The organism is Pseudomonas sp. GZD-222 (genome assembly GCF_049310525.1).
Lineage (GTDB): Bacteria > Pseudomonadota > Gammaproteobacteria > Pseudomonadales > Pseudomonadaceae > Aquipseudomonas.
Genome location: NZ_JBMOWO010000112.1, coordinates 57,227 through 78,413 on the forward strand (window position 1 = coordinate 57,227; position 21,187 = coordinate 78,413).

The window sequence follows — 21,187 nt, forward strand, 5'->3', positions numbered from 1 at the left end:
GAGTTCCCCATAAATGGTTATTTGGGACAATCTCCCCCCAATCTGATCAGGCTTCAGTCCAGGTCCGCCGCCTGATGCCGTTCCGGCACCTGACTCTCTTCATCGCCCCAGGTCCGGTTAACCCGTTGCCCACGTTTTACCGCAGGTCGTTTGGCGATTTCTTCCGCCCAGCGTTGCACATGGGTGTATTCCTGCACATTGAGGAACTCACCCGCCGAATACAGGTTGCCGCGCACCAGCTGGCCGTACCAGGGCCAGATCGCGATATCGGCGATGGTGTAGTCGTCGCCCGCCAGGTAAGCGTTTTCGCTGAGGCGGCGATCCAGCACATCGAGTTGGCGTTTCGCTTCCATGGTGAAGCGGTTTATCGGGTATTCGTATTTTTCGGGCGCGTAGGCATAGAAGTGCCCGAAGCCGCCACCCAGGTACGGCGCCGCACCCATTTGCCAGAACAGCCAGTTCAGGGTTTCGGTACGCCCGGCCGGATCGCGGGGCAGGAAGTGGCCGAATTTTTCTGCCAGGTACAGCAGGATCGAGCCGGACTCGAACACGCGAATCGCCGGTTCCACACTGCGGTCCAGCAGCGCCGGAATCTTCGAGTTGGGGTTGATGTCGACAAAGCCGCTGGAGAACTGATCGCCTTCGCCGATGCGGATCAACCAGGCGTCGTACTCGGCAGCGCTAACCCCGAGTGCCAGCAGTTCTTCGAGGAGGATGGTGACCTTCACGCCGTTGGGTGTGGCCAATGAATAAAGCTGCAAGGGGTGCTTGCCGACCGGCAGGACTTTGTCATGGGTCGGCCCGGCGACTGGCCGGTTGATGTTGGCGAACTCGCCACCCGACGGTGCGTCATGCGTCCAGACCTTGGGCGGGGTATAGGGTGCTTTGCTCATGGGTCAATTTCCTGGTTTGCTCAACGGTTTGTAGATAGATTGACTCGCCAATAACTGAAGGGAAGCAGTACATGTTCAAGATGAATGCCCTGGTCCCGGAACTGATCGTTTCCGACCTCACGCAAAGCCTACGCTTTTACTGCGACGTGTTGGGCTTCAACGTTGAGTACGAGCGCGCGGAGGACAAGTTCGCCTTTCTGTCTTTCGGCAACAGCCAGATCATGCTCGAGCAGGACTGGCACAGCGAATCGCCCTGGCGTGTCGGCCCGCTGGAGCCGCCGTTTGGCCGCGGGATGAACCTGTCCATCGAGTGCCCCGACGCCTTGGCGTTGGCAGGCGCCGTGGAGCAGGCAGGTTACACCCTCCGGCAGGCGGTTGAGGAGCGTTGGTACCGTAGCAACGATCAACATCGGGGGCAGCGAAATTTTCTGGTGCTCGATCCCGATGGGTACTTGCTGCGATTTGCTGAAGACCTGGGGTGGCGATAGGGGGACTGTAGGAGCGGGGCAAGGCCCGCTCCTACCTGAGCGTGTTGCTCCTGTCGGCATCAAAGGAACCAGCGATACTCCCGGGCGCTGATGTCCTGCATGAACGCCAGATGGTCCTGGCGCTTGTTCTCGCAGTAAACCATCACGAACTCGCTGCCCAGGCTCTGGTTGACCACCGGGTGCTGGCGCATGGCACTGACGGCACTGAGCATGTCCTTGGGAAACTCGATGCCGCTGCTGCGATCTTCGTTGAGCGGGGCGATGGGTTCGCGGGCGGCATCCAGCCCGTGTTCCATGCCGCTGAGAATCGCGGCCAGCACCAGGTAAGGGTTGGCATCGGCACCGGCGAGGCGATGTTCGATGCGCAGGTTGCGCGGGTCGGACTCGGGGATGCGGATGCATGCATCGCGATCCTCAAAACCCCAGCTGGCGCGGCTGGCGGCATTGACCATGGCGCCGTAGCGGCGCATGGCATTGTGGTTGGCGGCGAAGATCGGCATGCAGCTGGGCAGCAATTCCAGGCAACCGGCCACGGCATGGCGCAAGGGGCGCTGGTCGTCGGCGGCGAGCAGGTTGTTGCCATCCTGGTCATACAGGCTGACATGCACATGCATGCCACTGCCCGGTGCTTCCAGGTACGGCTTGCTCATGAAGCTGGCGCGCATCCCGTGCTTGAGCGCCACGCCACGGGTGCTGCGGCAGAACAACGCCGCCCAGTCGGCGGCGCGCAGACCGTCATCACAGTGGCCGAAGTTGATTTCGAACTGGCCAGGGCCAAGTTCGGCGGTGATGACGTTGGCGTCCACGCCTTGCTCGTTGGCCGCTTCGACCATCTCGCGCAACACGTCGGAGTAGCGTGACAAACGCTCGATGTGCATGTTCGGCTGGTCGTCCGGGTCATCGCTGAACGGGTCGCGGGGGAACTGCGGCAGGCCTTCCTTGAGGCTGCGGTCGAACAGGTAGAACTCCAGTTCGAACGCCACCACCGGGCGAATGCCGCGACGCGCCAGGCGCTGCAGGACCTGGGCGAGCACTTCCCGCGGTTCGAACTCGATGGGCGCGTGGGTGCCGTCGGAGCTGATCAGCATCTGCCCCAGCGGCTGGTTTTCCCAGCGCACCGGTTTCAGCGTGCCTGGGATCAGGCGCCGCGGCGCATCCGGGTCGCCATCGTGGAAGCAGTAGTCGCCAATCGGGAACAGGCCGCCCTGGACGCCTAGCAGCACGCAGTTCTGCGGCAGTTTCAAGGGGCTGCCGGCGGCGACCTTTTCGAGCATGTCGATCGGGTAGCGCTTGCCATAGAAGTGCCCGGGAATGTCCAGGCTGATCAGGTCGACATAGCGCACGTCAGGGAATCGGGTGCGAAATTCACGAACTTCAGTGAGCAGATCGGCAAAGCTTTTTGTTGTTGTCATCGATTGCAATCCTGCAGCGTGGTTCAACGGAATACCCAGAGCACCCGTGTCGGTTGCTCAGTGAGGTTGGCGTAACGAAAATGGCTGTGCGGCGGCAGCTGGAAGCTGTCGTTGGGGCCCAGGGTCACCGGCGCTTCGCTGTCATCGAGCCACAGGCTCAGCTGTCCTTCGAGGACAAAGCCGCCTTGTTCGGAGCTGTCGTTCAAATGCCCCTCGCCGCTGGTGGCGCCGGGTGCCAGGTGACTTTCGAGCATGGAGAAACTGCCGGTGAGTTTGGGCGAGACCAGCACGTCGGTGATGCCGCCGGCGTAGTAGAGCGTGCGCCGCTCTCCTGGGCGGGTGACCCAGTCAACTTCGCGTGGTTTGCTCAGGTTGTAGAAATAGGTGGTGGGCACATCCAGGGTTTCGCTGATGGCGGTCAGGTCGGCCACGGTGGGGCGCGACAGACCGCGTTCGACCTGGGACAGAAAGCCCACCGAGCGGTCGATGCGCTGGGCCAGTTCGCCCAGCGTCAGGTTGCGGTGTTTGCGCAGGTCACGGATCAGGATTGCCAAGCCTTCGATTTCATCCTGCATGTCCATGGTGCTGTCCTCTTAAAGATTGTCGCGCAGGCGGTACCAGGCCTTGGCCGCTGCTTCCAGCGGGGCGGCAAGCAAATCGCCGCCGGGGAAGCGGCCGTTGTCGATGGCCTGGTACAACGCCAGCAACTCGCTGTCGCCGAGAATGGCATCGCTGACGGCACGGGCGCCGGCCAGGGTCGGCAGTACGCCATGCCCGGAGAAGCCCTGCAACCAGTAGCGCTGGCCGCGCTGGCCGATGTCCGGGGTGCGGCGCAGGCTGCAGTCCAGATGCCCGCCCCAGGCGTGCTCGATGGCCACTCCGCGCAACTGCGGGAAGGCACGCTCAAGTACCGGGCGGGTGGCGGCGGCAACGTCGTTGGGAATGCCGCCCAGGTAGGTGCAGCCACCGCCAAACAACAAGCGGTGATCCGGGGTCAGGCGGAAATAGTCCGGTACGAACTGGTTGTCGATGACGCAGCTGTTACGCGGCAGCAGCGAACGCGCGAAGGCGGGGTCCAGGGGAACGGTTGCCACCTGGTAGGAACCCACCGGCAGCAGGCGGCGTGACAGTTGCCGGTCGAGGTTGTCGATGTAGGCATTGCAGGCCAGGACCAGGACATCGCTGCGCACTTCGCCGTGTTCTGTACGGGCGATAAAGCCGTTGGCGGTCTCGCGGTAATCGAGGACGCGGGATTGCTCGTACAGGCGGCCACCGGCCTCTTCAATCGCCGAGGCCAGGCCCTGGGCCAGTTTCAGCGGGTTGAGGTGGGCGCCTTGCGGGTCGTAGAGCGCGGCCTGGTAGCGCGGGCTGTCGATCCACTCCGGCAAGGCCTCGCGTTCGATCAACTGCAGCTTGTCGTAGCCCCATTTTTCCACCGCCTCGCGCTGGGCTTCGCGCAGCATGCCGACCCGCCGTGGCAGTACCGCCGTCCACAGACTACCGGAGCGGTAATCGACCTCGAAGCCATGGCGGCCGGGGAGTTCACGCATTTCGCCGGCGGCCCAGCACATGCTGTCCCACAGCTGCCGGGCACGTTCCAGGCCCAGGGCCTTTTCCAGCGGCGGCATGTCGCACGACCAGCCCAGCAGTGCCTGCCCGCCATTGCGCCCGGAGGCTGCCCAGGCCACACGGCTGGCCTCCAGCAGCGTCACCCGCTTGCCCGCCAGGGCCAGGCGTAAGGCAGTGTGCAAACCGCTGAAGCCGGCGCCGATGATCAACACCTCGGTGTCCAGGCGTTCGTGCAGGGTCGGGCGCAAAGGGATGGCACCGGGGTAGGTGCGGGCGTAGTAGCTGGCGACATGCTGGGCGGATTGCTTGAACATGGCGAGTCTCGTGAATTTTTATTGGTATATTTTCATGAAAAACTACCAGATAAATTTCACGAGTCCAAGCCCCCTGAATTTAAAGGCGTTGCCACGGCAACGCTTATTGCATTTGCAGCCGGCCCGTCCGGGCGTTGAGCAGGCGCTGACGCAGCAGGTCATAGCCCCAGTTGTAGGCCATGGTGTAGGGCAGCATGAAGACGAAGAAGCCGATCTCCAGCATGAACGCCTGCACCAGCGACAGGTTGAGCATCAGCGCGGCGATCGGTACGCCGATCACGACAAAACCGATCTCGAAACCGCTGGCATGCAGGGCCCGGACCTTGACGCTGCGCTTGACCCGATCTGCAGGCCAGAAGCGGTCGAACATACTGTTGTAGAGCATGTTCCAGAGCATCGCCACGCTCGACAGCACCACCGCCAGGGTGCCGACTTCGAGCATCGAGCGATTGAGCAGCCAGGCGCCGAGCGGGGCACAGATCAGTACGGCGATGGCCTCGAAGCCTACGGCGTGGACGATACGCTCGACGAAGGATTTGTTGGAAACACGCATGACAACACCTGAACGATTGGATTCGATGGCGTGATTGTCATCGTTTTTTCGCTTATGTCGAAAATAGGTTCCATCGATAAAAGCGATGGAGTCATGCGCTGTTTCCCCCAGAAACTACCTCAGCGCAGGCCGTCAGTGCGCAAAGCGGCTGGCGTGAAGTCGTAGTACTTCGCGGCCAGGCCATATTTGGTGGTGCCCGGCTCCTGGTTGCGCATACCCAGCGCCAGATAGCGTCCGGACATCAGGTCGTACAGGGTCTCGACTGCCAGATAGGAAGCCTGCTGGCTGTAGTTGAAAAGCGCATGACCTTCGGCGACGCGCCACAGCTGGCCACGACCGTCATAGTGGTCGGCTTCGGCAATCTGCCAGGTGTCCTCGTCCAGGTACATGTGCCGTTTGGAGTACACATGGCGGCTGCCCGGCTTGAGCGTCGCCACCACTTCCCATACCCGGTGCAGCTCGTAGCGAGTGTGGTCGGGGTTGATATGCCCGGCTTTGACGATGTCGTCGTATTTGAGCGTCGGGGATTCGAGCGCGTAGCTGTTGTACGGGATATACAGCTCTTTTTTGCCAACCAGCGTCCACTCGTAGCGGTCTGGTGCGCCGTTGAACATGTCCAGGTTATCGGCGGTACGCAAGCCTTCGGAGGCAGTGCCCGGGCCGTCATAGGCAATCTGCGGGGCTCGCCGTACCCGGCGTTGACCGGCGTTGTAAACCCAGGCCAGGCGCGGCTCTACGGTCTGGTTGAGGGTCTCGTGGGCGAGCACTGCAGTACCGGCCAGGCGCGCTGGCGCGGTGACCTTCTGCTTGACCATGTAGAGGATGCCGCCCTTGCGCTCGGGCGGAAAATCGGCGACTTGCGCCGGGTACACTTGCTCTTCCTCGAAACGGACCGGGGTATAGGCGCCATTCTCTTGCGGAGTGACCTGGATGTAGCTGCGCCAGTAGTTGCCGCCCACATAGCGGGTGACATGGTTCCAGAGCACTTCAACGCCATTGTTCGGAATCGGAAACGCGTAGTAGCCGCTTTTCTCAAAGTTGCTCACGCCATCCCCGTCATTGACGGGCTGCACATACAGCGCGCTGTTGCGGGCAGCCTGCATCACCGCGGCAGGTACGGTTGCTGAGCGGTGGGAGGGATAAACCGGCATGCGGTAGGTCGCCGGGTAGCGTTTGAACAGGGCCATCTGGCCCTCGGTGAGCTTGTCCCGATACTGATCGGCGTTGCTGGCGGTGATGACGAACAGGGGCTTTTCGGCGCCAAAGGGGTTGGCCAGAAATCCGTTCGACGCGACCTTGCCGGCGTCTTTGGGCAGCCCTCCGGTCCAGGCGGGAATGCTGCCATCGGCGTTGCCTTCTTTTTGCGCGCCCAGCGGTGTCAGGGTCGTGCCGAGCCGGGCTGCTTCGTCGGCGGAGACAGCGGCCATTGCCTGGCTGGTCAGCAAGCTCAGTGCGAGGATGCAGCCTTTGTTGAGGATGGTTTTCATGTGTGTGTTCCTGAGGATGCTTAGAAGTTCACGCCGAAGCTGAGCGAGACAAAATCACGGTCGATGTCGGTGTTGAAGTCGCCGCCGAAGTTGTTGGTGTAACTGATGCTGGCGGCATAGGTGTTGCGGTAATCGGCATCGAGGCCCAGGCCGACGGATTTGGCGCCTTCGTTGAATACCGGTCCGTAACCGTCTACGTCGTGTGACCAGAACAGGTTTGGCACCAGATTGACCCCGGCGAATACATCGCTGTACTTGAGGTTGGTGAAGACCCGGTAGCCCCAGGAATTTGCGGTGTAGTAGCCGTGGCGGCCGCCTTGGGTGATGTCGCCATACACCGAATCGCGGCCGTAGCGTTGCTTCTCCAGCGACTCCAGGCCACCGATGTGGGTCAGCCCCACTTCAGCGGCGACACTCAGCGAGGTCGCGCCCAGCACCGGGTCGAACACATGCAGGAAGGAGGTCTGGGCCTGGGTCACTTCCTTGCGCTTCCAGCCCTGTAGCACCTGACCTTCCTCGGCCTGCACGGTCGGTTCGATATCGCTCCCGGTCAGGGCGCGGAAGGTCGGGTTCAGCGCACCCCCGAACAGGTCGGCGGTGTTGATGCCGATGGGCGCGTTGGGGCGGTAACTGATCTCGCCGCTCCATGCCGTTCCGCTGGGCAGTTCAGTGGCGAAACTGGCGCCATACAGGTGGATGTCTTCGGGGTAATCGAGAAAGTAGCTGGTGTTGCCGGCGCCGGTCGCCAGACCGAGTGCGAACTGCAGGTCAGGGTCGGCGAGTGCTGCGAACCCCGGGTCGTTATTGATGAAGTTGCTCACGCCGCTGGCGGTGCGCAGGCTGAACCGTGGCGCTCGCGAGTGGTAGTTGATGTAGTACGCGCCGTACTCCACGCCATCGCCCAGCCAGCGCAAGGCCATGCCGTACTGGCCGCTGTCGCGCGGGTCGTTGTTCTTTTCGCGGCGTACGATCACGCCTTCCGGGCTGCTGATGCCAAAGCCCAGTCCTGCCGCTGCGGCGATCGGTTCAAGCGGTGCAACCCCGGCCAAACCGCCGTTCAGGTTGTTGTTGCAGCCTTTTGCGACCGGGTCGGCCCCGAAGAAGGTGCCGCAGTTGTCCAGTGCATAGGGTTTCCATTGCAGTTGGTAAAACGCCTCAAGGCTGAGGCTGTCGGTGATACCCTGGGAGAAGTAGAACATGTTGACCGGGATCAGCCCCTCCTTGAGTTCGGCGCCGGGGCGACGCAGCGCGGCGACGTCGAGGGGGTTGATCGAGTTGATCGAGTTGCCGATGAACAGACTTTCGCCCCAGCTGACCACCTGCCTGCCCACCCGAACGTCACCGGGGTGCCCGGCCAGCTCATAACGTTGGGCAATGAAGGCATCGAGGATTTGCGAGCCAGAGGAACGTGCCGACATTTCCCGGCCATCATCGCTGATCTGCTTGAACGGGCGGTTCTCGTCCTTGAGTTCGAAGTCGTACCAGTATTTGCCGCGCACAAAAGCCCGGGTGTCGCCGTAGCTCAGCTCCAGGTCGTGCACGCCCTTGAAGATTTTCGAGAAGGTTTCGCCTTTCTTGAAGTTCAGCCGGCCGTCATCGCCGGATGATGAAAAACCTCGGCCGCCATTGCTGCTATCGATAAGTTTGTTGCTGGGACTCTGGGTCGACCAACTGGAGCCGATCGACAGCGCCGAGTCGAATTGCCCCTGAAGTTCGCCAGCGCTGAAAGACACGGCGAATGCTTCGCTGAAGGGGCCTGCTGAAAGTGCGGTAGCCAGCATCAAATGCTGGAAGTGGGTGGTGCGCATGGGGTGTTTCCTTATTGTTATTGTCACCGTGGCAAGCCCGTTTACTCGCTTGCTGGTTCTGATCGCTGCGCGATTGCTGGCGGTGGCTAGCTGTGCTGCTGCAGAAAACACAGCACAGCCTGTCGTTCCTCAACGTTGCGCAGGCCACTGAAGGCCATGGTCGTTTCCGGGAACAGCTGCGCGGGTGCGGTCAGCCAGCGGTCGATCAGTTGCGCATTCCATTCGTGCTTGGCGCCGGCCAGGTCGCTTGAGTAATTGAAACCGGGCACCGAACCAACAGGCCGGCCTACCACACCGGCCAGGTGCGGTCCGACGCGGTCGGCGTCGAGGGCGTGGCAGGCGCTGCATTTGGTCTGAAAGACTTTCTGGCCGGCTTGCTCATCGCACTCGGCAGCCAGGACGGGCAGGCTCAGGGCCAGGGCGAAGGCTGTGGCCAATGGGCGTAGAAGAGGGGGCATTAAGGTTCCTTAGTGCTGCGTTTCGGGTAGCGCTAAAGTGGCAGCGGGAAGGTTTTTTGAATCGCCGTGGCGCGCCAGCGACTTGTCATGGCGTGCCAATCGGGTGCGCTGCGATGGTTACTGTGGCGGGGTGTACGGGTCAGGCGTACCGGGCTCGATCGGCGGGTACTGTTTAAGGCTGGCCTTGAAATCATTGACGACGCGCATTGCCGGGTGCAGTACCCAGGAGTTCTCGATGATCACGTTGCGTTCTTCGCGCAGATCGGTCAGCAGGTTGTGCAAACGCGGGACCGGAAGTGGCAAGGCGGGATCGAGCATGTGCTCCTGTTGGAAAAAGTGCAGCTTCCAGTTGCGCCATTTGACCGCCGACAGTCGGTCGGAAACATAGGCCGGGAAGCCTTCGCGATTGGAATTTGGCTGTTTGCCGGTGAGAAAAGCCAGCTGGTCTACGCCGTCTATGGCACGGTCCGTGGGGATTTGCGCGCCGCCGACGTGGGCGAGGGTGGTGTACAGGTCAGTGATGTGCACGATCTCGTTGCTGGCCATGCCTGCCGGTGTTTGCCCTGGCCAGCGCAGAATGAACGGCGCACGCAACGACGCTTCCATGGCGGTGAAATAAGTGCCGCGCCAGGGCCCGTTGGCCCCCGCCCACGGTAGAGTGGCCTCGCCGCCATTATCACTGGCGAACACCACCAAGGTGTTGTCGGCGATGCCAGCCTGCTTCAGCGTGTCGAGCAACTGGCCGGTGCGGTAATCCATCTCTGCCAGGGCGTCGGCCCAGGAGCCGTTGCCGGTTTTGCCGGCGAAGGCCGGATTCGGTTGCGTCGGCATGTGCATCAGAGAAAACGAGACAAAGGCGAAGAATGGTTTGCCGGCTTCGGCGTTGCGTTTGATGAATGCGCTTGCGCGATCGGTAATTTCCTCATCCAGGGTGCGCCGGCTGGCGAGATCGAGTTTTTTCACTTTCTGTGGTGGTTCATCGCGACGGGCGTCATAAATGGGCTGGGCAGGTACCAGCGTTTCGTCCCAACCTTGCTTGCTGCCCATTGCCGGCCACAGGCCGTCGGTGTCGTCGGCATGGCTCCAGATGGCTTCGTCATAGGTGCGAGGCAGGCCATAGAACTCGTCGAAGCCTTGCTGCGTGGGCAGGCGTGCATTACTGCTGCCCAGATGCCATTTACCCCAGATTCCCGTGGCATAACCGCGGGCGGAAAGCAGCTCGGCCAGGGTTACTTCCCACAGGGTCAGCCCATCCGACGCGCCGGCGCTAGGCACACGATATGTCCCCGAGCGAAGCGGAAAACGGCCGGTCATCAGCGCTGAACGCGACGGTGTACATTGCGCCTCTACGTTGAAGTTGGTGAGCCGTATACCCTCGTTGGCCAGCTGATCGATGCGTGGCGTCTCGGCGCCACGCAAGATGCCGCCGCCGTAGACACCCAGCTCGCCGTAGCCGAGGTTGTCGACCAGGATCAGGACGATGTTGGGCCTGGCCGGTTCGGCCAGGCAGGAAAGGCTCAGCAGCATACTCAGCAGCAGGAACGGCAGTCGGGTGTTCATCGGAGCTCCAGGGCAACGGCAAGGTATGCGCAGCACAGTCGTACAGCCATCACTTGTGTGCTTTCCCGGTGGTGCCAATGTTTTGCCATTCGGCGCCATTTGCGCCAAGAGCCGTCCGCGGCTGCCAAGCCCAGTGCAATCTGTATTGCACCGTGGCATTGTCGTTATCTACCGACAATTGGCCGCAAAGGAATGGGCAGTCCGAGGAGCGCAACGACTATGTCTCGCTTGAACTACACCGTGTACACTGAGGCTTTGCTGCTGCGTCACGCAGACCTGTTCCGGCCGTTTCTCGGTGTGGTAGGGCTGGCTCCTGAAGTACTTGAACGCCCCGACGTGATTATCCCGCTGAGCAAGTACAACGCCTTGCTGGAGGTTGCTGCGGCGCAATTGGACCCCGATCTGGGCTTGCGCATGGGGCTCGGTCTGCTCGCAGGGGCACCTGGCGACATTCTGCTGGGTGGCTTCGGGCATGCCGCACGTAGCGCTTCGAGCGTGCGTGCGATGCTGGATTTTGGCAGCCGCTACATGGTAGTCCACGCCCAGGCCAATGAACTGACCTGGCAGGTGCGTGGCAGTCATCTGGAGATCTGCTATCGCCTGACCGACCCCAGTATCACCGAGCGCCGCCAGGATGCCGAATATGCGCTGGCCGTGCTGTATACGCGATTGATGGAATGCACTGCGGGCCGTTTTTCGCTGGCACGCGTTGATTTTGCCCATCCGCAACCGGCCAGCACGGCGTTGCACCGCCAGGCGTTCCAGTGTCCGGTGCGCTTTGAGCAGTCCAGCAACGCGCTGGTCTGGCCAGCGGCGATGCTCGACGAACCCTTGGTGACGGCCGACCCGCGCTTGTTTCAGGCGCTGCTGCCGGGACTGGAGGAACAACGCAAGCGACGCGTTGCCGACAACGATCTGGCCATGCGCATCAGCCTGGCAATCGAAACCGATCTCAAAGGCGGCAAAGTGGCGCTGGAAGAGGTCGCTTCGCAGCTGTGCATGAGCAAACGCACGCTGCAACGCCGGCTCAGTGAGCTGAATGTGGAGTTCAACGAACTGGTCGAGGAAGTTCGCCAGGCCAGGGCGCTGGATCTGGTCCGTCACTCTTCATTGAGCCTGACCGAAATTGCAATGCGCCTGGGGTACTACGAGGCCAGCTCTTTTACCCGGGCGTTTCGGCGCTGGACCGGCTTGACGCCGCGGGACTATCGTCAGCAGTACCAACAGTAGCCGATGGCCGTTTGAGCGACCACCGGCGCTCGGCATCAGCCCAGTAGCGTTTGCGTGCGTTTGGCGGCCAGGCTGCCAGCACTGATGGCGCCATCGATGAAGCCGCGCCAGCCTTCGCCATGGTCACCCTGGCCAAACACCACCCTGCCGCGGTCCTTCTGGAAATGGTCGTAGTACTTGCCTAGCCAGTTCGGCCTGTAGCTGCAGTAAGTACCCTTGGAATAAGGGTCGAGCGTCCATTCATAGCCATAGCACTCTTGCACTTCCATGCCCGGGAAGAACGAACTGACAACCTGCTGCACGGCGTCACGGTCCTGAATATCGAGCTTGCCGGGGTCACTGCCAAAACCGACGAATATAGTGTGGTCCTCTGCCTTGGCGTAGGTGACCAATAGATTGAGCGGCTGTGTCGAATCGGCAATGCCGAGCATCTTGCCATCGGTGGGCAGCTTGCCCTTGGTACGCACGAACACTTTGATACCGCTGCCGGTGTGGCCTTCCTTCGCCGCCGCCACCAGTGCAGGATCGAGCGCAGGACTGAAGGCGATGCGCGGCAACACGTTCATCGGCACGGCGATGATCACCGCAGCCGCAGAGAGAGTGTCGCCCTGCTGGGTGGTAACCAGTACGCGATTCCCCTGGTCCTCGACCTTGGTTACCGGCGAGGAAAGGCGTACCTCAGGTTTGCCATCATCGATCATGGCGTTGATCAGGCTGACGGTACCGTCCTTGAACGTGTAGTGACCAAGCGAATCAACGAACAATGACAGATCCCAGCCCGGCAACGACCACCACCGCGATACGTCAGCGTAGGAGGCGCGGTCGCTCGTCGAGTGGGCGGCACCGGCGACGTAGGCATCGACAATGGTGCGTTGCAAGGGTGTGAGTTTGATCTGCGCATAACGATCGGCAGCCGTCATGCTGTCGACGGCGAGCAACGCCTCCCATGTGTGCTTGGCATCGTACGGGCGCTCCCACAGTTTTCGGCCCTCCGCGAAGTAGGCGTTGACAGCCTGAGCGACGGTGCCCAGGTCCTCGCCCTTGAGTTCGATGCGTTTGCCATCGTGAAGCACGTAGATGGTCTGTTTGTCTTCGACAAAGGGTTCCGGGGTTTCCTTGAGCTTCAGGCCATAGCGCTGTACCTCGCTCCACACGAATGGCTGGCTCCAGTGTATCCAGGTGCCGCCAAGTTCGATCTTGTGGCCGGCGAACTCACTGCTGAAGGTACGCCCGCCAAGGCGGTTGCGCGCCTCCAGCAGCAGGGTCTTGTAGCCGTTCTTCATGGAGTCGCGTGCGGCAGTCACACCGGCAAATCCGCCACCGATCACAATGACGTCGTAGTCGCAGTCGGCGCGGCGACTGGTTTGTCGCGGTTCATCGGCCATCGCCATACCATTCGGCGCGGCGACCACTGTTGCTACCGCGCCTGCGGCACCGACTACGCCTGCGTTGCGTAGAAACCTGCGGCGGCTGACGTCTGCATTATTGTTCTTGTCCATTCCCACACCTTTTACTCTGATGGCGATGTTGCTGAGGTTTTCGGCAGCCTGCCTGATGTTGGTGTGATTCGATTGTCGGCTGACGCCAAGCTTTTGCCATCGAGTGCCATCGTTCAACGCTGTTGTATCAGGCCATGACAGGACAGCGTGCTGAGATCGAAGGAGGGATTGTCATCGTTTTTTTGCTTATGTTAAAAAAGCATTCAATCGATAAAAGCGATGGACCCATGCGCTATTCCCCCGAAGCTCTACACGCTTTTGTCGAAGCCGTTGCCCTTGGCTCGTTCTCGGCGGCGGCGCGCAAGTTGCGCAAAAGCCAGTCGACCATCAGCGCCGCGATCGCCAACCTTGAGGCCGACCTGGGCGTCAGCCTGTTCGACCGTCAGGCCCGTCAGCCGGTGCTCACCGAGGCCGGACGCAAGGTGCTGGGGCATGTCCAGGAAATCCTCGCCGCCAGTGAGCGACTTGACGAATTGAGTATCCGTCTGGCCGATAACGTCGAGCCGCGGCTGACTATCGTGCTCTCGGACATGTATCAGCTCACCCCGGACAATCAGGTCATGCATCAATTCGAGCAGCGTTATCAGGACATTGAGCTTGAATGCATGATTGCTGAGGCGGGGGATGTTCTGGGCTTGCTGCAGAGCGGCCGGGCGCACCTGGGGTTGCTGGCGGCGCAGGCGAGTTATCCGCCCGACATCGCCGTGCGCCGATTGCCGAAGCAGGCGCAGATGGGCATTTTCGTTGTCCGCGAACATCCGCTGGCTGCGTTGCAGGAGCCTACGCAGGCGCACCTGGCGAGTCATCGTCAGCTGTACCTCAATACCTACACCGACAGTGAGAACAAGCCCCAGGGACGGGTCTGGTCGGCACCGGACTACCTGTTGCTGCTGGAAATGACCGAACAAGGCTTTGGTTGGGCCGAGCTGCCTCACGGTCTTGTGCAGCAGTACGGCCACGGCCAGTTGGTGGAGCTGTGCCTGGGTGGCTGGCCACGTCCAATTGCCGTGGATGCGGCGTGGTCGCGACTTACTCCGCCGGGGCCGGCTGGTTTGTGGCTGCTGGACTGGTTGGCGCGGGAGCACTGACAGGCCCCTGATAGACCTGCACACGGTTGCGGCCTTGATCCTTGGCCGCATAGAGCGCGTGGTCAGCCATCGACAGTAACCGCGCCAGATCATGCTCACCGGCCTGGCTGCTGGCGATGCCGATACTCACACTCAACAGCCCTGGCGCCAGTAGCGGCAACGCATGGAAGCTGTCGCAGATACGCTGGGCGACGAGCCGCGCGCTGTGCTCGTCGGTATTGGCCAGCAAGCAGGCAAACTCTTCGCCGCCGATGCGACCGAGCACATCCTCCTGGCGAATGCGCTGGCTAGCGACCTGGCTGAAGGCAACTAGTGCCTGGTCGCCGGTCTGGTGACCATAGCTGTCGTTGAGACGCTTGAAATTATCCAGGTCGCACAGCAACAGGGTGACCGGTTCGCCTCGTCGCTTGCATTCGGCCAGCAACCGCTCACCGTGAGACAGAAACGCCCGGCGATTGCCGATGCCGGTCAGCGGGTCGGCATAGGCCGCCGCCTTGAACTTGAGTTCGGCGCGCTCGCGGACCATCGCCAGGGTGACGTAGGCGATACCGATGGCGTAGAGCATCGACTCGAACAGCATGAAGGAAAAGAATGCGGTGCCGCGGCCATTGCTGGCCATCGCCTGTTCCAGCGATACACCGTGGTCGGCGAGGGTGCGCACTGCGTAGAAGCCGGTATGCACCAGGATAAGGAGCAGGGCGGGGAGGTAGGCGGCTTCCAGGCGCTGGCGGTTGCGCCACAGCTCGAACACCGAGAGCACGCCGTAGCAGGTGGCCAACAGCGAGTACAACGTGACGCGCAGGCCAAGGTCGTCATAAAAACCGGGGATGACGCCCCACAGCAACCAGAGCAGTGGCCCGGCGAAGATACCTGGCCAGTGGGGCGCACGCCCACCAAACACGCGCATGGCCGTCCAGTTCATCGCTGCGCTGAGCAGCAGCACAACATTGGCCAGCACCAGGGCAATGAAGTTCGGGGCTAGCCCGCGCAGGCTGATCAGCGCCACCCCGAGGGCCGCGAGCAACAGCATGCCACCCAGGTAGCCGAGGGTCTGTTCGCGTACGCCGCGGCTCCAGGCATGCAAGGTCAGCAGGCCCATCAGGCTGAAGATAAAGATGGCCACCAGCAACAGGGTGGGGATGCTCAGCAGCACGTGTATCGCTCTCCGCAGGCGGCCTTGCGGCCCACCGGCCAGTGCCGGTTTTCAGCGGCATGCTAGCCGAGCAGATGGTACATTGCCAGCATGGCGCTGCCTTCGCCGGTCACTTCAGCTATGCTGCTGGGCGATTCCAGATCAGCGAGTTTGCGATGCGTCGATTGCCTTCACTGACCGCCTTGCGCACCTTCGAATGCGCCGCCCGCCATGGCCATTTCGGCCGCGCCGCCGCCGAACTGTGTGTCACCGACAGTGCGGTGAGCCATCAGATTCGCCAGCTGGAGGAGCAACTCGGCGTCGAGTTGTTCGTCCGCGAAGGCCGCCAGGTGCGCCTGACCAGTGAAGCAGGGCGGCTGTTGCAACACCTGCAACAAGCTTTTGAACTGATCGGCAAAGCCTGTGATGAACTGCGCGACCCGGCGTCCCAGGCCGTGCTGCGCCTGGCGGTCACTGCGGAGCTGGCACAGAAGTGGCTGGTGGCGCGGCTGGCCGACTTCAGCAGTCGCTATCCACACATTACCTTGCACCTGCACGAGCAACCCATCGATGCCGGGGCACCGGCGGCTGACGTCGATATCGCCATCACTTACGGTACCAGCCCGCTGGACGCCAGCACCCATTTCGTCCGGCCCTTGCCGCTGTTGCAGTTCTTCCCGGTGTGCAGCCCCGGGCTGTTCAACCTCGGTGGGCTGAAGCGTCCTCGCGACCTGGTGCGTCACTGCCTACTGCACGACGATCAGGACGGCAAGACCTGGACCGCCTGGCTCGCCACCCATGCCGAAGACGCCCAACCCGGCCGCCAGCTGTATTTTCCCCACGCGGCGCTGGCCCTGGAGGCGGCGGCACTGGGGCAGGGCGTGGCCATGGGCGATAACCTCACCTGTCAGGCGGACCTGGTCAGCGGTCGACTGGTACGGCCGTTCGCCGCCAGTGTCGCGGCCATGGGCCAATATGCGCTGGTGTGCGAACGCTTGCGCCTGGAGCGCGGCGCGGTCGCCGACTTCATAGAATGGTTCACCACTCAGATCAGCGAACCCTGAATTCAATTCATCAATCGCTGAGTTTTCATCGTTGGAAGCCTGAGGCCGGGCGGCGTAGCGTGCAGCTATCCCCACCCAATGCAGAGGTTGTCCATGGCGCGTTCGCTCACTACCACTCCCAAAGCTGATGGTTTCCGCCTGCCCGGCGAGTTCGAGAACAAGGCCGGCTGCTGGCTTGGCTGGCCTGAGCGCCCGGATGTCTGGCGCAACGGTGCCAAGCCTGCGCAAAAGGTCTGGGTCGATATCGTCAGCGCCATCGCCTCGAGCGAGCCGGTTACCGTCTGCGCTTCGGCCGCCCAGTACGCCAACGCCCGGCGCCTGCTGCCAGCCCAGGTACGGGTGGTGGAGATGACCTGCAACGACACCTGGTTCCGCGACAGTGGCGCCTGCTTTGTGGTCAACGATGCCAGCGGTGAAGTGCGCGGTGTCGACTTCGAGTTCAATGCCTACGGCGGTCTCGACGGCGGCCTGTATTACCCCTGGGACAAGGACGACCAGATTGCCCAGAAGATTCTCGAAATCGAAAAACTCGACCGCTACCGCGCGCCGCTGATTGCCGAGCTGGGCGGTATCCAGAGCGACGGCCAGGGTAGCCTGCTGACCACTGAACAGTGCCTGCTCAATCGCAACCGCAACGCGCATCTGGGCAAGGAGGAAGTCACGCGGCGTCTTCAGGATTACCTCGGCGCCGAGCAGGTGATCTGGCTGCCGCGTGGCTGCAAGTTCGACGAGACCGATGGCCACGTCGATGACCTGGCCTGCTTTGTCCGCCCCGGTGAGGTGGTGCTGCAATGGACCGACAACCGCGACGACCCGCAGTGGGAGATCTATCAAGAGGCCTACGACATCCTGCGCAGCACCCGCGACAGCCGCGGTCGCGAACTCAAGGTGCACAAGCTGCCCCAACCTGATGTGCTGGAGTGGACCGCTGAAGAAGCCGCGGGCCTGGACCAGATCGACGGCACCCACCTGCGCCAGGCCGGGACGAAAATCTGCGCGTCGTACATCAACTACTATGCGGGTAACTCGGCCATCGTTGTACCGCTGTTCGGTGACCGCAACGACAGCGTGGCCCAGGCGACCCTGGCCGAACTGTTCCCGGGCCACCGCATCATCGGTATCGAGAATTCCCGCGAGATCCTGCTCGGCGGTGGCAACGTCGCTTGTATCACCATGCCGCAATATGCCGGGGGAAAAACCTCATGAACCTGCGCGCCTGTGGCCTCGCCCTGGCGCTGGCGTGCGGTATGACGCAGGCGCTGGCCGCCAATGAGCAACCGACCGTGAACCTGTATATCTGGGGCGAGTACCTGGCCCCGGATACCCTGGCCAACTTCGAGAAAAGTACCGGCATCCGTGTGGTTGCCGATCACTTCGACTCGCTGGAAACCGTGGAGACTAAACTGCTCACCGGCCGCAGTGGTTATGACCTGGTGCTCACCGCCGGCCAGCATCTGTCGCGGGCGATCAGCAGCGGGGCGCTGCAGCCGCTGGACAAGGCGCGGCTGCCGCACCTTGCCGGGATTGGCAGCGAATTCCGTCAGCATATGGCGGTGTTCGACCCGGACAACCGCTACGCCGGCACCTATGCCTGGGGCACCACGGGCGTCGGCTACCAGAAGCAGGCCGTGGACGCCCGCTTGCCCTCGGCGCCGCTCGACAGTTGGGCGATGTTGTTCGATCCCGAGGTGGTGTCGAAGTTTGCCAGTTGCGGGGTAAGCCTGCTCAACGACCCCAACGAGGTGTTCGCTGCGGCCATGCGTTACCTGGGCCTGGACATCAACCGGCAGCGCATCGAAGACCTGCGCCAGGCCGAGGCCTTGTTGCAAAAGGTGCGGCCGTACATTCGCTACTTTGACAACGACCGCAACATCAACGACCTGGCCAACGGTGAGACCTGCCTGGCCATGTCGTGGAATGGCAACGTTGCCATTGCGCGCAATCAGGCGCAGCAAGCCGGCAAAGCGGTTGACCTTGCCTTCAGCATTCCCCGTGAAGGCACCTTGATCTGGCTGGATGCGCTGGTGATTCCCAAGGATGCACCGCACCCCGAGGCAGCCCTGGAGTTGATGGATTACCTGATGCGCCCGGAGGTGATCGCGCCGATCACCAACAACATCCAGTACGCCAACGCCATTACGGCGGCCGACGCGCTGGTGGAGCCGGCGATTCGCAATGATCCCGGGACCTATCCACCCGCTGCGGTACGGGCACGGCTGTACAGCAAGAATGACAACAGCAAGGCCTTCAACCGTGAACTGACCCGCGCCTTCAGCCGGCTCAAATCCGGGACCTGAGGACAGACCCGGATGTTGAGTTGATGTAGGACTTTTGGGGTGCAGCTCAATCTATGGAAACTGGCTCAACTGTAGGAGCGGATTTATCCGCGATGGCCTGCGCAGCAGGCCCATCTTTTGGGCCCGCGCTGCGGTCCATCGCGGATAAATCCGCTCCTACAGGTTGCGGTGTTCCGGGCTGAAGTCTGTTGGAGACTAAGCGTGTTTCTCGAACTGCAGACCGATCGGTGCGGGCTGCAGCTCGCCACGCCGCACCAGACGCCGCTCGGCGGGCGCTGCGGCAACGGCGGCAGCAGCATTGGGTGCCTTGACCACGATGAAGGTCGCGTCATTGCCCACCTTCAGTCCATAGTCGTGTTTCTCCATCACCGCCGCACCCGCCGAAGTGGCCATGGCCAAGGCAACGTTCAGCTCTTCGTCGCTGTAGAAGCCCGAGCGGTAACCAATCAGCATGGCGCGCTGGAGCATGTCGGCGTTGCCGTAGGGCCACCAGGCATCGCGAATATTGTCGTTGCCGGTGAACACGTTCACGCCGGCGGCGCGCAGGCGCAGGATAGGCGGGAAGGCATGATCGCCGGGGGCATTGGTCATGATCGAGACCCTGGCCTCGGCAAGGGTTTGCGCAATGCGTTCGAGCACGTCCTCGGGCACCTGACCGAGGGCATAGGCATGACTGACACTTACACGTCCCTGCAGCCCTGCGGCGCAGGTACGGGCAGCGATCCGTTGCAGTTGCTCGACGCCTTGCAGGCCCGGTTCATGCAGGTGGATGTCGACTTTTACCCCGTGACGTTCGGCGATCCCGAACACCACCTCCAGCTGACCTTCGGCGTCGCCATCGAGGGTGGTCGGGTCAATGCCGCCGATCACCTCGACGCCGTCACGGATGGCGGCTTCCAGCACATCGGCAGTGCCCGGACAGGACATCACCCCGGCCTGGGGGAAGGCCACCAGTTCAATGTCGACGATGCCGCGCCACTTCTCGCGCGCTTCCATCACCGCGTGCAGATTGGTCAAACCGGTGGTGGCGTCGACATCGACATGACTGCGCATCGCAACCGTGCCGAACGACACAGCCTGGCTGATCAACGCATCGGCACGTTCGACGATCGACGGCGCCAGGGCCAGTAGGCGTTTTTCCACGGCCAGGCGCTCACGCAGGCTGCCGACCGCCTGGTGCGGATGCCAGCGGTCGCCGACAAAGCTTTTGTCCAGGTGGATATGGCCATCGACGAAACCCGGCAGCAACAGTTGCCCACCCAGGTCGATACGCTCCACACCTTCGATGGCACCAATATCGGCCCCCAGACGAGCGATACGGCCATCGGCGACGGCCAGGGACAGCGGACTGCCGTCGGCGGCGACGGCATTGACGAACACACGATCAATCATTTCACGACCTCTTTGCTGAGGCTGCGTACCCTATAAAAGTGGCAGGGTATCGGCCAATTAAATATCGGGATCGATAGCAGTGGATTCGTGAATGCCCAGGGTTCAGCCGCCGATCAAGTGCTTGAGCGGGTGGTAGTCGGCCTTGAGGTTGTGGGTGGCTTTGAGGATCGCCTCCTCGATGCCGCTCAAGTGGGTACATACCAGTTCGATGGCCGCTGACTGATCGCCGGCTTCGAGGCACTCGATCAGGCGCAGGTGTTCGTTGCCGCGACAAGCCTCGTGGCGTTCGTCGTCGAGGGTGGAGGCGTACAGCGAGCCGCGTTCGATCAATTTACGGAACCAGTCGAGCAGCACCGGATTGTCCAGCACTTCGGCCAGGCGCAGGTGGAACTCGCCCAGCAGGTTGACATAGCGGGCGTGGTCGCCGGCATCGGCAGCCGCTTCTTCTTCCGCCACATGCAGGCGCAGCGGCTGCAGCAGGCTTTTGTCCGCGCGGCGGCAGAGCTCGGTGACGATACCTATCTCGATCAGACGCCGGGTTTCGAACACTGAACGGATGTCTTCATCGCTGGGCAGTGACACCCAGGCGCCCTTGTTCAGCTCGGTGGACACCAGGCCATCGCCTTCCAGTTGCTTGAGCGCGGCGCGCACGGAGGTGCGGCTGACCTTGAACAGTTCCGCCAGTGAGGACTCGCCCAGTTTCATGCCGGGACGCAGGGTGCGTTTTCTGATTGCCTCGTGGACCCCCAGGTAGACACGCTCTACGGTCGATGCGGGGAGTTTTTCCGTCATTACCAGCTCCGTAATTCCTTGATGGCCCCAGCATGCCGGAAATGCGCGGTGACCAAAAGTTTCGTGGTGAAAATGATCAGGTCAATCGCGGGGCAAGCCCGCTCCCGCCGGGAACCGCCGGAGGGGGATTGCCCCGCGATGCTTTCCCTAT

The 21,187-nt window shown here is 62.1% G+C and carries 19 protein-coding genes; 6 read left to right on the forward strand and 13 right to left on the reverse strand.

From position 1 onward, the window contains the following. Positions 1 to 53 precede the first annotated feature (53 nt). Entirely contained in the window at positions 54 to 893 is an 840-nt protein-coding gene (gene yghU / locus ACO6VD_RS21150; RefSeq protein ID WP_422421855.1) for a glutathione-dependent disulfide-bond oxidoreductase, read from the reverse strand. A gap of 71 nt (positions 894 to 964) precedes the next feature. On the opposite strand from yghU, the gene ACO6VD_RS21155 reads away from it, so the two are divergent. After that, positions 965 to 1,381, forward strand: a complete 417-nt coding sequence (locus ACO6VD_RS21155) for a bleomycin resistance protein (RefSeq protein ID WP_422421857.1) — start codon at positions 965 to 967, stop codon at positions 1,379 to 1,381. A gap of 59 nt (positions 1,382 to 1,440) precedes the next feature. Here the strand turns inward: ACO6VD_RS21155 and ACO6VD_RS21160 are convergent, their stop codons facing one another. The 8 genes from ACO6VD_RS21160 to ACO6VD_RS21195 form a co-directional block, all read right to left on the reverse strand. Beyond that, positions 1,441 to 2,793, reverse strand: a complete 1,353-nt coding sequence (locus tag ACO6VD_RS21160; RefSeq protein ID WP_422421859.1) for a glutamine synthetase family protein — start codon at positions 2,791 to 2,793, stop codon at positions 1,441 to 1,443. Positions 2,794 to 2,816: 23 nt separating this feature from the next. After that, a complete protein-coding gene (locus tag ACO6VD_RS21165) occupies positions 2,817 to 3,374 on the reverse strand; it encodes a helix-turn-helix domain-containing protein (protein ID WP_422421860.1) in 558 nt (185 codons plus the stop codon). A gap of 12 nt (positions 3,375 to 3,386) precedes the next feature. After that, positions 3,387 to 4,676 carry an NAD(P)/FAD-dependent oxidoreductase gene (locus ACO6VD_RS21170; protein WP_422421862.1) on the reverse strand — a complete coding sequence of 430 codons (1,290 nt, stop codon included), beginning with the start codon at positions 4,674 to 4,676 and terminating at the stop codon, positions 3,387 to 3,389. Between the two features lie 103 nt (positions 4,677 to 4,779). Beyond that, on the reverse strand, positions 4,780 to 5,229 hold the full coding sequence (locus ACO6VD_RS21175) for a multidrug/biocide efflux PACE transporter (RefSeq protein WP_422421864.1): 450 nt from the start codon (positions 5,227 to 5,229) through the stop codon (positions 4,780 to 4,782). Between the two features lie 119 nt (positions 5,230 to 5,348). After that, positions 5,349 to 6,716 (reverse strand): DUF1329 domain-containing protein, encoded by a 1,368-nt coding sequence (locus tag ACO6VD_RS21180; protein ID WP_422421865.1) that lies wholly within the window; start codon positions 6,714 to 6,716, stop codon positions 5,349 to 5,351. A 20-nt stretch (positions 6,717 to 6,736) separates the two neighbouring features. After that, a complete protein-coding gene (locus tag ACO6VD_RS21185) occupies positions 6,737 to 8,524 on the reverse strand; it encodes a DUF1302 domain-containing protein (protein ID WP_422421866.1) in 1,788 nt (595 codons plus the stop codon). 86 nt (positions 8,525 to 8,610) lie between these two features. Beyond that, positions 8,611 to 8,982, reverse strand: a complete 372-nt coding sequence (locus ACO6VD_RS21190; RefSeq protein WP_422421868.1) for a c-type cytochrome — start codon at positions 8,980 to 8,982, stop codon at positions 8,611 to 8,613. Between the two features lie 117 nt (positions 8,983 to 9,099). Beyond that, positions 9,100 to 10,542: an arylsulfatase gene (locus ACO6VD_RS21195; RefSeq protein WP_422421869.1), complete on the reverse strand. Its 1,443-nt coding sequence runs from the start codon at positions 10,540 to 10,542 to the stop codon at positions 9,100 to 9,102. A 219-nt stretch (positions 10,543 to 10,761) separates the two neighbouring features. Here ACO6VD_RS21195 and qhpR point away from each other — a divergent pair, with 219 nt between their 5' ends. Further along, positions 10,762 to 11,772 carry an AraC-like transcriptional regulator QhpR gene (qhpR, locus tag ACO6VD_RS21200; protein WP_422421871.1) on the forward strand — a complete coding sequence of 337 codons (1,011 nt, stop codon included), beginning with the start codon at positions 10,762 to 10,764 and terminating at the stop codon, positions 11,770 to 11,772. Between the two features lie 35 nt (positions 11,773 to 11,807). On the opposite strand, the gene ACO6VD_RS21205 is transcribed toward qhpR, so the two are convergent. Further along, a complete protein-coding gene (locus ACO6VD_RS21205; RefSeq protein WP_422421873.1) occupies positions 11,808 to 13,271 on the reverse strand; it encodes a flavin monoamine oxidase family protein in 1,464 nt (487 codons plus the stop codon). A 227-nt stretch (positions 13,272 to 13,498) separates the two neighbouring features. On the opposite strand from ACO6VD_RS21205, the gene ACO6VD_RS21210 reads away from it, so the two are divergent. Continuing rightward, positions 13,499 to 14,359, forward strand: a complete 861-nt coding sequence (locus tag ACO6VD_RS21210) for a LysR family transcriptional regulator (RefSeq protein WP_422421875.1) — start codon at positions 13,499 to 13,501, stop codon at positions 14,357 to 14,359. Here the strand turns inward: ACO6VD_RS21210 and ACO6VD_RS21215 are convergent. Further along, positions 14,301 to 15,512 carry a diguanylate cyclase gene (locus ACO6VD_RS21215; protein WP_422421877.1) on the reverse strand — a complete coding sequence of 404 codons (1,212 nt, stop codon included), beginning with the start codon at positions 15,510 to 15,512 and terminating at the stop codon, positions 14,301 to 14,303. The two genes, ACO6VD_RS21210 and ACO6VD_RS21215, sit on opposite strands and share 59 nt — an antisense overlap. Positions 15,513 to 15,667: 155 nt before the next feature. Between ACO6VD_RS21215 and ACO6VD_RS21220 the strand changes: the two genes are divergently transcribed. The 3 genes from ACO6VD_RS21220 to ACO6VD_RS21230 all read left to right on the forward strand — a co-directional run bounded on the left by ACO6VD_RS21220 (position 15,668) and on the right by ACO6VD_RS21230 (position 18,852). Beyond that, entirely contained in the window at positions 15,668 to 16,555 is an 888-nt protein-coding gene (locus ACO6VD_RS21220) for a LysR substrate-binding domain-containing protein (RefSeq protein ID WP_422415144.1), read from the forward strand. 93 nt (positions 16,556 to 16,648) lie between these two features. Continuing rightward, the gene (gene aguA / locus ACO6VD_RS21225; protein WP_422421879.1) at positions 16,649 to 17,761 is read left to right on the forward strand and encodes an agmatine deiminase; all 1,113 of its coding nucleotides are present in this window, start codon (positions 16,649 to 16,651) and stop codon (positions 17,759 to 17,761) included. A 41-nt stretch (positions 17,762 to 17,802) separates the two neighbouring features. Then, positions 17,803 to 18,852 (forward strand): extracellular solute-binding protein, encoded by a 1,050-nt coding sequence (locus ACO6VD_RS21230; protein ID WP_422421888.1) that lies wholly within the window; start codon positions 17,803 to 17,805, stop codon positions 18,850 to 18,852. 195 nt (positions 18,853 to 19,047) lie between these two features. Here the strand turns inward: ACO6VD_RS21230 and ACO6VD_RS21235 are convergent, their stop codons facing one another. After that, entirely contained in the window at positions 19,048 to 20,244 is a 1,197-nt protein-coding gene (locus ACO6VD_RS21235; protein WP_422421880.1) for an amidohydrolase family protein, read from the reverse strand. 102 nt (positions 20,245 to 20,346) lie between these two features. Continuing rightward, positions 20,347 to 21,036, reverse strand: a complete 690-nt coding sequence (locus ACO6VD_RS21240) for a GntR family transcriptional regulator (RefSeq protein ID WP_422421882.1) — start codon at positions 21,034 to 21,036, stop codon at positions 20,347 to 20,349. Positions 21,037 to 21,187: the final 151 nt, after the last annotated feature.